Here is an 11,821-nt window from a genome sequence, read left to right as displayed (position 1 = left end):
CGTCAATAGCTTTAACCGGCCCGCAACCCCGATCTCCGGGAGACCGGGTTCGGGGAACGAAAGCTCGCCATCCGCTTTGCTCAACCGGGATGCACTTGCTACGTTCCCAATCGGCCCCGTTGGCGCCCGATCAGGCCTTCCGGACAAGAGAAGGCAGCGGGGCCGCGCCTGAAGTTCTGGGAGGATGACCATGAGATCAGTCGGAAATGAACCATTGTCGCGTCACGCCCTCGCTTTCGTGCTGGCCGGCGGACGCGGCAGCAGACTTCAGGAGCTCACCGACAGGCGCGCCAAGCCGGCGGTGTATTTCGGCGGCAAATCCCGCATCATCGATTTCGCGCTCTCCAATGCTGTGAACTCCGGCATCCGCCGCATCGCGGTGGCGACCCAGTACAAGGCGCACAGCCTGATCCGGCATCTGCAGGGAGGCTGGAACTTCTTCCGTCCGGAACGGAACGAGAGTTTCGATATCCTGCCCGCAAGCCAGCGCGTCTCCGAGACGATGTGGTATGTCGGCACGGCGGATGCGGTGTATCAGAACATCGACATCATCGAGGCGCACGGCACCAAGTACATTCTGGTGCTGGCCGGCGACCATGTCTACAAGATGGACTACGAGATCATGCTGAAGCAGCATGTCGAGAGCGGCGCCGACGTCACGGTCGGCTGCCTCGAGATGCCGCGCGCGGAATCCTCCGGCTTCGGCATCATGCATATCGACGAGACCGGCCTGATCCAGTCGTTCCTCGAGAAGCCGGCCGATCCGCCACCGATGCCCGGCAAGCCCGACAAGTCGCTGGCCAGCATGGGTATCTATGTCTTCAATTCGGAATTCCTGTTCGACGAATTGCGCCGCGATGCCGCCGACCCGAACTCGGCGCACGATTTCGGCAAGGACATCATCCCCTATATCGTGAAGCACGGCCGCGCGATCGCGCACCAGTTCAACGATTCCTGCGTCCGTTCCGGCGACGATCCGCGCGCCTACTGGCGCGACGCCGGCACCGTCGACGCCTATTGGGGCGCCAACATCGATCTCACCGACGTGGTGCCCGAGCTCGACCTCTACGATCGATCATGGCCGATCTGGACCTATGCCGAGATCACACCGCCGGCCAAGTTCGTCCACGATGAGGAAGGCCGCCGCGGCCAGGCGGTCACCTCGCTGGTCTCGGGCGCCTGCATCATCTCGGGCGCGTCGCTGCGACGCTCGCTGCTGTTCACCGGCGTCCACGTCAATTCCTACGCCAATGTCGAGAATGCGGTGATCATGCCCTATGTGAATGTCGGCCGCGGAGCGCGGCTCAGAAACGTCGTGATCGATCGCGGCGTACGGATTCCGGAAGGGCTCGTGGTCGGCGAGGATCCCGCATTCGACGGCAAGCGCTTCCGCACCACCGAGAACGGGATTACGCTGATCACGCAGGCGATGATCGACAGGCTCGAGACATGACGCAACTGCGCGTCCTCGCGGTCGCTTCGGAAGTCTACCCGATCATCAAGACCGGCGGCCTCGCCGACGTGGTCGGTGCGCTGCCGGCGGCGCTGAAGCAGTACGGCGTCACGACGCGGACGCTGGTGCCCGGCTATCCCGACGTGCTCAAGGCGCTGGCTTCGGCGGAGACGCTGCTGCACTGGCCGGAATTCTACGGCGGGCCGATCCGCGTGCTCGGCGGCACGCATGACGGCCTCGATCTGTTTGCGCTCGACGCGCCGCATCTCTATGGGCGGCCCGGCAATCCCTATGTCGGTCCGGACGGACGCGACTGGCCGGACAACGGCATCCGCTTTGCCGCGCTGTCGCGGATGGCGGCGGAGATCGGCCAGGGCGCGATCACCTCCTTCGTCCCCGACATCGTGCATGCGCATGACTGGCAGGCGGGCCTCGCACCCGCCCTCCTGCATTATGCCGGGCAACCGCGGCCGGGCACGGTGATGACCGTGCACAACCTCGCCTATCAGGGCCAGTTCTCGCCGGACATGCTCGCCGCGTTCGGCCTGCCGAGCGAATCCTACGCGCTGCACGGCGTCGAATATTACGGCACCATCAGCCTGTTGAAGGCCGGCCTGCAATTCGCCGACCGCATCACCACGGTGTCGCCGACCTATGCGCGGGAGATTCAAAGCGACGAGGGCGGCATGGGGCTCGGCGGCCTCTTGCGCGAACGCGCCGACGTGCTGAGCGGCATCCTCAACGGCATCGACATATCAGTGTGGAATCCGGCCACCGATCCCGACATCGCGGCGCGCTTCAGCGCCGAGCGGCCGGCGGAGCGCGCTACCAACAAGGCGGCGCTGCAGCGGCGCTTCGGGCTCGATCCGGCGCCGGATGCGATGCTGCTCGGCGTCATCAGCCGGCTGTCATGGCAGAAGGGCCTTGACCTTCTGCTCGAGAACATCCCGACGCTGCTTAGCGAAGGCATTCAGCTTGCGCTGCTCGGCAGCGGCGATCGCGACCTGCAGGATCGCTACGCCGCGCTGGCGCACGACAATCCCGGACGGATCGCGGTCGTGATCGGCTACGACGAGGCGCTGGCGCATCTGATCCAGGCCGGCGCGGACGCGCTCGCGGTGCCGTCGCGCTTCGAGCCGTGCGGCCTCACCCAGCTGTGCGCGCTGCGCTACGGCGCGGTCCCTGTTGTCGCCAATGTCGGTGGCCTTGCCGACACCGTGCTCGACTTCGACGACGTCGCGATCACCGGCGATGCGCCGACCGGCGTCAAGTTCGCACCCGTGACCTCGGATGCGCTTGCCCATGGCTTGCGCAAGGCAAACCTGCTGTTCAACGACAAGGTGACGTGGCGCCGGCTGCAGCAAGCCGGCATGGCCACCGATGTGTCCTGGCACAATCGCGCCGGCCGCTACGCCGCCCTCTATCGCGAGCTCGCGACGACGCGGCGCTAAACCGCCGCGATCAATTCAGGAGATCGCAGGACGCGACGCGGTTGATGTCGGCCAGGCGCCGGTCAGGATTTCCCTTGAGATCAAGGCTTGCGACGAGATCGAGCAGCCGGCCATAGGCGCGGTCGGCGACCGCGACGGGCAGCGGCTCCTCGTCGAAAGTTTCGACGTAATTGCCGACGAGACCGCTCAGCAACCGGCAAACGCCGCGTTGCTCCGGGTCGTCCCTGCCGAGGATCTCGAGTTTTTGCTGGAAGGTCCTGAAGGTTCGCAACCCATGGGGCTGTTGCGAAAGCCAATTGTGCAAATCAGGATACAGATCGGTCATATCAGCCTCTTCAAAATGGAGAAGAAGCTATCGGCTTATACAGCCGATCACGGTTCCGCGCCATCGCGATTTTTGCATGCATCCCCTGCCCTGCCGCGCAGGCCGTGTCATTGGACTGGCACGTCCTGCGACTAGAGTCGCGCGAGCGCCGGCAAAATTCTGTAGCGCGCGATCTCGTGCGGATAGTCGCCGCGATTGGCGAGCAGCACGATGCCGAGCCTGCGCGCAGGCACCAGCCCGACATAGGCTGAGGCGTTATTGAGACCGCCCGGCTTGTCGATCACGGTGACGCCGTCCAGCCGCACATGCTCCCACGCCATCGCCTGGCCGAACTTCTCGTCGACGCGAAAACTCTCCCGCTCGGTCATCTGCAACGCCGCGCGCAATTCGGGATCGATCACCGCGCCGTCGAGGCAGGCACCCAGCAATGTGCCGAGATCGCGCGCTGTTGAGAACATCTGGCCGGTGCCTGGAAAATCATAATAGCGCTGCTGATTGCCGGGCTGACCGATCGCCGTGCCGTCGTGGGAATAGCCCTGAACCACACGCTGCATCATCTCGGGCGCCATCCCCACGCGGTCGTCTCCGCTGCGGTCCGGAACGAAGGTCGACGTCATGCCGAGCGGCTTGAGGATTCGGCTCCCGATCAACGTCGCGATCGGCATGTTATAGCGCCGCTCCAATACCAGTTGCAGCAAAACATAGCCGGCATGGCTGTAGATGCGCTGCTTGCCCGGCTGCTCTCCTGCCGGTGGCGTCCATGCATTGAGCATCGCGATGAACTGATCACGGCTGAAGGTCCCGACCGGCCATGGCGGATGATCGGTCGGCAGCAGCAGCCCGGACGTATGATTGACGAGCTCGCCGATGGTAACGCGGCTGACGTAGTCCCCGTGCAATTCGGGCAGATATTTGTTGACGGGATCGTCCAGCCGCAATTCGCCGCGTTCCGTGCCGAGCGCGACCAGCGTCGCCTCGAACAGCTTGCGCAACGAGGCGAGATTGAACAGCGTGTCCGGGGTAACCGGCCGCTTCGCCGCTGCGTCAGCGAAACCGTAGTTGAAGAAGGTGACCCGGCCGCCGGCATAGACCGCCGCGGCGAGGCCGCCTGGGTCGGCCGCAGTCGCGGTCGGCGCGAGTTCCGTCGTGACGATGTCCCTGATCTGCGCATCCATGTCGGAATCCGCGCGCGCCATCCCAAGCGCGCTAACAGCGACGACGAGCAGGACGGCCGCGATCCGGACGGTGAGCCATTGTCTCATGAAGAACGAAATCAGGACGATGTTGCGATGTGACCCGCGAGCGAGTCTGTTCACCATCGAGAGATGGCGACATCACGATCCTAGCGGTGGAACCGATGCGTCCGAATTCACGATTACGCGTCTTGCGCCGTTACCATCCCGACTGGGGACGGGGCGGCCCGATCGCTGTTCCGGTGGTCACTTCCGGAAGCCGCGATCGCGACCGCCCTCCCACTCCAGCCACGGTGCGGGAACTGCAATCGAACTAAAAAATGCGGGACGTTTGAAAATGACGGGAGTGGGCTTCGACGAAAACGCAAGATCGGCGCTTGCCGATCGGGCCAAGGATATTTCTGACTTCGTCACATTCCGCTCCCAACCGGGGACGTTTCTTCCTAGCAACAATTCGTCAATCGAAGGTTGCATAAGCCGATTGGATTCGATTTTCAAGACACGGTCGTCCGCGACGTTTTGTCCTGTTCCAGATGCCGGATGCGCGCGATGCCTCGTTAAACGTCGATTAACCATCGATCGCGCCGCGCGAGAGCTATGTGGCGCGCGAGCGGACGATCGACCGCGGCAACGACGCCAACAGCAGCACGAGGCAGACGCAGAGCAGCACGATGTCCTTGAACAGGAACTCGCCGGCCAGGTTCCAGGCCATCGGATCGGTCGACAGGCTCCATTTGACCACCCCCGGCGTCGTGAAGAAGAACGACCACGTCACCGCGAAGGTGATGACGCCCATCAGCGAGCCGATCGCCGAGAGAAGCGGGCTGAACGCGCCGGCGACGAGCAGCGCCGCAATGCCGAACTCGGCCACCCCGAGCACATAGGCCTCGCCCCGGAGGCCGAACACCGACAGCCACGAGATGAACGGGCTGTTGCTGATGAACTGCGCGATGCCTTGCGCCGATTGCAGCGTGAATTTCTGCATGCCGAACGACACGAAGATCACGACCATGACCCAGCGCAGGATCGCGAGCGCTCGATAAGACCCCTCGCCCTGTTCGGCGATGTTGAACGACAGATTCATGCGGATGTTTCTTCCCTCGCTGCGATGCCACCATTGGCCGCTGTTGCGGTGCTTGTCGGCTGGTCTACGCAGCGCGCCGCGCGCGCGTTACGCGCGGGACAACGTCTCGGCCTTCACGATGATGTGCAGACGAGACGAGGAATAATCGATGCGAGAGATATCTCGCTGCGAGAGATATCATCGGCGCGCAGCCGCAGAGCGCGCCGCGTCGGCCTCAGGCGCGCTGGCGGAGCGGCCGCGCGGCGTCCTTTGCCGGCACCGGCATGGTGAAGCCGTACAGGAACAGGTCCACCACCATGTCGGCGAACTCCCCTGGATCGATCCCACCCTTCGGATCGTACCAGGTGTGGCTGAAGTTCAGGATGCCGAACAGCATCATGCTGTAGATTTTCTTGGTCCGCTTGACGATCTTGCCTTCCTTGTCGAGCTTGACCAGCAGATCCGAGACCGTGTCGACGAGCTGGCGCTCCAGCGCCTTGATCGCATCCTGCTCGGTCTCGCCGAGGAACGAGAGATCGTTGAGGATCACGCGCTGCTCGTCGCTCGAACGCGCATTCAGCGCGACGATGGCCTGGATCGCGGCGCGGAACTGCTCCAGCGTCGTCGCCTTCGCGGCCATCGCGGCCTCGACGTCGGTGATCATCTCGCGGATATGGGCGTCGAGGATCGCGAACAGGATCGCTTCCTTGGAATCGAAATAATGGTACAGCGCGCCGCGCGACAGCTTGCAGGCATCCGCAAGGTCGGCGATCGAGGCACGCATATAGCCCTGCCGCGCGAACAGGCCGCAGGCGGTGGTGAGAATGTTCCGCTGAATCTCGTCGTAATTCTCTGAGCGCGTCCGCGCCATTGCCGTCTCTCTCTCATGCACCATCGGCGCCGCCGGAATCGGGCGACTGCCGTCTCTCTATACTACCGACGCCGCACGCTCTCCTCCCCTTTGCGGGCACCATCCACCAGAACTCTTCGATCGCCCACGATGACGCGACCTGCGTCAAAAAAAATAATTTGAACGACCGGTCGGATTATATTAGACTGCCTTCCGTCAAGCAAGCGGATTGCGCACGCCGGGACCAACCCGGCGGCATCGCGGGAGGTTGCGCGTGGATTCTCAGAGGATCGATGCTGTCGTGATCGGAGCCGGTGCCGGCGGGCTGTGCGCCGCGGCGCGCCTTGCCCATGGCGGGTTGCACACGCTCGTCGTCGACGACAAGGACCGGCTCGGCGGCCGCGCCTCGACCGAGGAGATCGACGGCTTCAAGGTCAATATCGGGGCGATCGCGATCGAGTTCGGTGGCGTGTTCGAGGAAACCTTCCACACCGTCGGCGCCCCGCTCGACATCCGCGCGCCGGAGCCCGCGAGCTCGTTCTTCATCGACGGCAAGGTGATCGATGTCGGCCGCGGCGGCTGGTCGCTGCTGCTCGGCCAACTGACCAAGCAAGCCTCGCGCATCCTGGAGAAATTCGCCGACGCCCGCTCCGGCAACCTGCCCGACGGGCGGCAATCGACCGAAGACTGGCTGAAGGGCTACACCAGCAACGCCACGGTGCACGCGCTGTTCCGCAATCTCTGCGCGGCAATCTTCGCCTGCAACGCCGCCGAGCTGCCAGCGCGCGCCTTCCTCACTTATTTCACCAGCAAGGGCGCCTTCAAGAAATTCGGCTTCTGCCCGCAGGGCACGATCGGCGTCTGGAATAGTCTCGGCAACGCTGTCAGGCGCAATGGCGACATCTGGCTCGGAACGCCGGCGACGACGATCCACACCGCCAACGGCCGCGTCGAGGGCGTCACCGTGCTCAGGAACGGCGAGCGGGTGCGGATCGACACCGATCTCGTGATCAGCAATGCCGGGCCAAAGGCCACGGTCGCGCTTGCCGGCAGCGAGGCGTTCCCGGCGGATTATATCGCCCGGGTGAAGAACGACCTGCGCCCAGCCGCCAACATCGTCATCAATGTCGCGAGCCGCGAGCCGCTGATCAATCATCCCGGCATCGTCACCTTCGGCAAGACGCGCCGGCTCTGCAACATGGCGAACCTCTCCGCCACCTGTCCGGAATTGGCGCTGCCCGGCTGGCACCTCTACGTCGCCTATGCCGTGCCGGTGCCCGCACTCGGCGATTTCGATGCCGACGCGGAGGTCGCGCTCGCGCTCGAGGATCTGCGCGAGCAGTTCGCGAATTTCGACCAGGCCAAAATCCTCTCGATCCGGGTGATGCGCGACGACTGGCCGGCACAACGCAGCTGCGCCGGCTACGATCTGCCGCGCGAGACCGGCATCGAGGGCCTGTGGTGCGTCGGCGACGCGGTGAAGCAATATGGCAATGGCGGCACCCAGGCCTGCGCCGAGACCGCGAAGCTCGTCACCGATGCGATCCTCGCCGCGCGGCCGCGCTTATCGGCCGGCCGGGTCTGAGCACGATGCCGACGACCATCCCGCATCCGATGCCGCAAGCAGCGCCAGAGGCCATGCCGGCGCAGGATTGCCTGCTCGAATTCCGCAACATCCGGATCGTCTACGACAATGCGATCGAGGCGATCCGCGACGTCTCGATCGCGGTGCCCGAGGGCAGCATCGTCGCCCTGCTCGGCTCCAACGGCGCCGGCAAGTCGACGCTGCTGAAGGCGATGTCCGGCATCCTCCATACCGAGGAAGGCGTGATCGAGAACGGCAGCATCCGCTTCCGCAATGACGAGGTGCATCGCCTTGCGCCGGACGAGCTGGTCCGCCGCGGCATCGTGCAGGTGCCGGAGGGCCGCCGCGTGTTCGCGGCACTCACCATCGACGAGAACCTGCAAATGGGCGGCTACACCAGGACCAGCGCCGAGGCGCACGAGCGCCGCGACAAGGTGTTCGCGCTGTTTCCGCGGCTATATGAGCGGCGCGACCAGATCGCCGGCTACATGTCCGGCGGCGAGCAGCAGATGCTCGCGATCGGCCGCGCGTTGATGACCGATCCCGTGCTGCTGGCGCTCGACGAGCCGTCGCTCGGCCTCGCGCCGCTGATCATCGACCGCATCTACGAGGTGATCGTCCGGCTGCGCGACGAACTGAAGATGACGGTGCTGCTGGTCGAGCAGAACGCGCAGCGCGCACTCGATATCGCCGACTACGGCTACATCCTGGAGACCGGCCGCGTCGTGCTCGACGGCACGGCAGCGAGGCTCACCGCCAACGAGGACGTCCAGGAATTCTATCTCGGCGTCTCCTCCGCCGGCCGCAAGAGCCTGCGCGACGTCAAGCATTACAAGCGCCGCAAGCGGTGGCTGTCGTGACCGCGCTGCTCACAGTCGAAAACCTCTCAAAGCGCTTCGGCGGCCTGCAGGCAGTCGCCGATGTCAGCCTGCGCGTCGCGCCCGGCGAGATTTGCAGCGTGATCGGTCCGAACGGCGCCGGCAAGACCACGCTGTTCAACATGATCTCGGGCGTGCTGCGGCCGAGCGGCGGCCGCATCAGCTTCGACGGCATCGACCTCTCAACGATCTCGCCGTGGAAATTCGCCGCGGTCGGTATCGGCCGCACCTTCCAAAATCTCGCGCTGTTCAAGCACGGCACCGTGGTCGAGAACATCCTGACCGGCCGCCACACCCATCTGCGCTCGACCGTGCTCGATGCGGTGTGGTTTTACGGGCGTACCCGCAAGGAGGAAATCGCGGCACGGCAGCGTGTCGAACACATCATCGAATTCCTCGAGATCGAGCACATCAGGGACGCCGTGGTCGGCACGCTGTCCTACGGCCAGCAAAAGCGCGTCGAGCTCGCCCGCGCGCTGGCCTGCGAGCCGAAGCTGTTGCTGCTCGACGAGATGGTCTCCGGCATGAACCAGGAGGAGACCGAGGACATCGCGCGCTTCGTGCTCGACATCCGCGACGAGCTCGGCATCACCGTCGTGATGATCGAGCACGAGATGCGCATCGTGATGGACATCTCCGACCGCGTCCATGTGCTGAACTTCGGCCGCAAGATCGCCGAAGGTACACCTGGTGAGATCAGGCGCGATCCGGCGGTGGCGGAGGCCTATCTCGGCGGCCAGCGCTCCGAGGCGATGGCAAAGGCGGGCGCGTGATGTCGACGCTGGACAGCCTGCGCACCGCTCATCCGCCGCGGCAAGCGAGCGCGCCGCGGAATCCGCCGGCAACCGGGGCCGACGCGTTCCAAACCGCGCTTGCGGATGCCGCCATCACCATCCCGCAATTGCTGCGGCAGCGCGCCGCCATGCACGGCGAAGCGCTGGCGCTGCGCGAGAAGGACTACGGCATCTGGAATCCCTATTCCTGGCGCCACTATTACGACACCGCGCGCGCGGTGGCGCTCGGCCTGCTCTCGCTCGGCATCAAGCCGGGCGACCGGATCGCCATCGCCGGCGAGAACACGCCGGAATGGTTTTATGCTGATCTTGGTGCGCAGATGATCGGCGCGGTCGCGGTCGGCATCTATCCGACCAATCCCTGGGTCGAGCTGCAATATATCGTCAAGCATTCGGGTGCCCGCATCGTCGTCACCGGCGACCAGGAGCAGACCGACAAGGTGCTGGATGCGATGGCGGGCAATGGCGGCCTGCCGGATCTGGAGGCCATCGTCTGCATCGACATGAAGGGCCTGCGGCATTACCGGCAATCGGAACTGATGTCGTTCGCCGCATTGTGCGAGCGCGGCAGGGCCTACGCGCAGCAGAACCCGGAGGCCGACGCCACGCTCGACCGCCTGATCAGCCAGGGCGCGCCCGACGACGTCTGCATCCTCGTCTACACCTCGGGCACGACAGGTCCGCCCAAGGGCGCGATGCTGACCCATCGCAATCTCGTCTACGCCGCCTATGCCTACGCCAGGACCGTCGGGATCGCCGACAAGCCGTTCGAAGCGGTGAGCTATCTGCCGCTGTGCCACGTCGCGGAGCGCTGCTACGGCACGGTGACCCATCTCGTGCTCGGCGGCTCCGTGTCCTTTGCCGAATCGATCGACACGGTCGCGATCAACATCCGCGAGATCGCACCGACCTTCTTCGTCGGCGTTCCCCGCATCTACGAGAAGCTGCAGCAGGGCTTTCTGTTCCGCCTCGGCGAGAGCGGCCGCCTGCGCCAGAGCTTCACCAGGGCCTGTCTCGCCTGGGGCCGCACGCTGTCCGACCGCCGGCAGGCCGGCAACGATAATTGGCTCGATCGCGTGGCTTATGGGGTGCTCTATCTCCTGATGTTCCGCAATTTGCAGCGCCATCTCGGCTTCGCCTACAGCCAGCACCGGCTCTGTGCCGGCGCCTCGATCTCGCCGGAGACGCTGCGCTTCTTCGACATCATCGGCCGCCCGGTATCACAGGGCTACGGCCTCACCGAAAGCGGCGGCGTCGCCTTCATCCAGACCGAAAACCATCACCGGATCGGCGGCTGCGGCGTGCCGCTGCCGCAGACCGAATGGAAGTGTGATACCGACGGCGAGATCCTGCTGCGCAACCCGGGCGTCTTCAAGGGCTACTTCCTCGACGAGAAAGCCTCGACCGCCTCGCTGGAACCCGGCGGCTGGCTGCGCACCGGCGACATCATCGATGTCCTCGACAATGGCGAGATCGCCGTGGTCGACCGCAAGAAGGCGATCATCATCACCGCCGGCGGCAAGAACATCGCGCCGTCGGAGATCGAGAACGCGCTGAAGGATTCCGAGTTCATCAAGGAAGCGATCGTGGTCGGCGAGGCCAAGAAGTATCTCGGCGCCATCATCCAGGTCGACTACGACAATGTCGGCCGCTGGGCACGCGACCGGGCGCTCGCCTACACCAACTACAAATCGCTGTCGCAGCTTCCCGAAGTGAATGAGCTGGTCGAGCGCGTCGTCAATGAGACCAACAAGCGGTTCGCCCGGGTCGAGAACATCAGGCGGTTCGCCATCCTGGAAAAGGAGCTCGACCATGACGACGGCGAATTGACCGCCACCCAGAAGGTACGCCGCGCCATGATCGAGAAGAAGTTCGCCCGCGAGCTCGCCATCATCTACCGGGCGGAGGGCTGAATGCAGTATCTGATCCAGCTGCTGATCTCGGGACTCGCGATCGGCGCGATCTACGGCCTGATCGCGATGGGTTTCGCCGTGATCTACAAGTCGACCGGGCTGGTCAATTTCGCACAGGGCGAAATGACCATGATCACGGCCTACATCGCCTGGACGATCTCGACCACGGTCAGCGGTAACGTGTTCGTCGTCGCGGTGGGCGCGATTCTCGCCGCCATCCTGCTCGGGCTCATCATCGAGCGGCTCGTGATGCGGCCGATGCTGGGCGAGCCGGTATTCGCGACCGTGATGGTGACGATCGGGCTCGCCGTGATCC

At 64.6% G+C, this 11,821-nt stretch carries 11 protein-coding genes; 7 read left to right on the top strand and 4 right to left on the bottom strand.

Annotation, left to right across the window (positions count from 1 at the left end):
• The first annotated feature begins 190 nt into the window (after positions 1 to 190).
• On the top strand, positions 191 to 1,453 hold the full coding sequence (gene glgC / locus IF803_RS25240; protein ID WP_026192423.1) for a glucose-1-phosphate adenylyltransferase: 1,263 nt from the start codon (positions 191 to 193) through the stop codon (positions 1,451 to 1,453).
• Complete coding sequence (gene glgA / locus IF803_RS25235; RefSeq protein ID WP_461193871.1) at positions 1,450 to 2,904, top strand: glycogen synthase GlgA; 1,455 nt, start codon at positions 1,450 to 1,452, stop codon at positions 2,902 to 2,904. The genes glgC and glgA overlap by 4 nt, the downstream gene beginning before the upstream one ends.
• Positions 2,905 to 2,914: 10 nt before the next feature.
• Here the strand turns inward: glgA and IF803_RS25230 are convergent, their stop codons facing one another.
• The 4 genes from IF803_RS25230 to IF803_RS25215 all read right to left on the bottom strand — a co-directional run bounded on the left by IF803_RS25230 (position 2,915) and on the right by IF803_RS25215 (position 6,356).
• Positions 2,915 to 3,229: a hypothetical protein gene (locus IF803_RS25230; protein ID WP_028339587.1), complete on the bottom strand. Its 315-nt coding sequence runs from the start codon at positions 3,227 to 3,229 to the stop codon at positions 2,915 to 2,917.
• A 131-nt stretch (positions 3,230 to 3,360) separates the two neighbouring features.
• The gene (locus tag IF803_RS25225; RefSeq protein ID WP_461193870.1) at positions 3,361 to 4,491 is read right to left on the bottom strand and encodes a serine hydrolase; all 1,131 of its coding nucleotides are present in this window, start codon (positions 4,489 to 4,491) and stop codon (positions 3,361 to 3,363) included.
• A 526-nt stretch (positions 4,492 to 5,017) separates the two neighbouring features.
• Positions 5,018 to 5,506 (bottom strand): DUF417 family protein, encoded by a 489-nt coding sequence (locus IF803_RS25220; protein ID WP_461193869.1) that lies wholly within the window; start codon positions 5,504 to 5,506, stop codon positions 5,018 to 5,020.
• A 214-nt stretch (positions 5,507 to 5,720) separates the two neighbouring features.
• Positions 5,721 to 6,356, bottom strand: a complete 636-nt coding sequence (locus IF803_RS25215; RefSeq protein WP_461193867.1) for a TetR family transcriptional regulator — start codon at positions 6,354 to 6,356, stop codon at positions 5,721 to 5,723.
• 253 nt (positions 6,357 to 6,609) lie between these two features.
• On the opposite strand from IF803_RS25215, the gene IF803_RS25210 reads away from it, so the two are divergent.
• The 5 genes from IF803_RS25210 to IF803_RS25190 form a co-directional block, all read left to right on the top strand.
• Positions 6,610 to 7,920, top strand: a complete 1,311-nt coding sequence (locus IF803_RS25210; RefSeq protein ID WP_461193866.1) for a phytoene desaturase family protein — start codon at positions 6,610 to 6,612, stop codon at positions 7,918 to 7,920.
• Between the two features lie 5 nt (positions 7,921 to 7,925).
• Entirely contained in the window at positions 7,926 to 8,780 is an 855-nt protein-coding gene (locus IF803_RS25205) for an ABC transporter ATP-binding protein (protein WP_461193864.1), read from the top strand.
• Positions 8,777 to 9,571, top strand: a complete 795-nt coding sequence (locus IF803_RS25200; protein ID WP_461193863.1) for an ABC transporter ATP-binding protein — start codon at positions 8,777 to 8,779, stop codon at positions 9,569 to 9,571. The genes IF803_RS25205 and IF803_RS25200 overlap by 4 nt, the downstream gene beginning before the upstream one ends.
• Complete coding sequence (locus tag IF803_RS25195) at positions 9,571 to 11,505, top strand: AMP-dependent synthetase/ligase (RefSeq protein ID WP_461193861.1); 1,935 nt, start codon at positions 9,571 to 9,573, stop codon at positions 11,503 to 11,505. The genes IF803_RS25200 and IF803_RS25195 overlap by 1 nt, the downstream gene beginning before the upstream one ends.
• Positions 11,506 to 11,821 (top strand): ABC transporter permease subunit (locus tag IF803_RS25190; protein WP_461193860.1); only part of this gene is annotated, 316 nt, incomplete at its 3' end.

Source organism: Bradyrhizobium sp. UFLA06-06 (genome assembly GCF_054820065.1).
The sequence above is the reverse complement of the archived record's forward strand: the minus strand, read 5'-3'. Positions and strand labels throughout refer to the sequence as shown.